General features: G+C 42.4%; 1 protein-coding gene. It reads right to left on the minus strand.

Annotation, left to right across the window (positions count from 1 at the left end; genetic code table 11):
• A partial coding sequence (locus tag ACYVRA_RS08280) for a glucuronyl esterase domain-containing protein (RefSeq protein WP_461252254.1) occupies positions 1 to 585 on the minus strand: 585 nt, incomplete at both ends.

Here is a 585-nt window from a genome sequence, read left to right on the forward strand (position 1 = left end):
GTTTCAGTATATTCAAAGGTTAAATTTTTAACGCCGTAGAAGACATAATTCGCATATTTAATCAACTTGACCATATCTTCCTGTTCAATTCCATGCCTGAATCGGTGCATGGAAACCGCGATATTTTGAGGTACGCCTAAAAGGTCAAATACAGGTTTTGTAAGCTCAAAATTATAGAAGAAAGCGGGAGGATTCGTCCACTTGTCCCATTCAAATCCGTTTACCATAAACAGGTATCTGTCAGTACTGGCGCATAACGCCAAAAGGAAATGTTGATCAAACGGCAGTTTTTCCGGGTTTGAAAATGTCTTGAATTTCGCGTTAAACCAGCCGCCGCCTGAATCACTTTTTATACTGCTAAAACTCTGAGGATTGTTGCTGTCAACTGTCCAACTGCCGCCGCTGTTATAACTAAAATAGCCGCTAAGGTCATAAGTTTGCCCATTGCTGTTATAGCGGTATATCGCCGCGCCTCCCGCACCGGAAGAAACAGGGACGGTAATTTTAAACCTTTTTTCAAAAGCTCCCGCTACAGCGGCGGCTTTCCCGTATCTTGAAGTACCTGTAATAATTGTGTTATTTGCG

The sequence above is a fragment of the Treponema sp. R8-4-B8 genome (genome assembly GCF_054786175.1).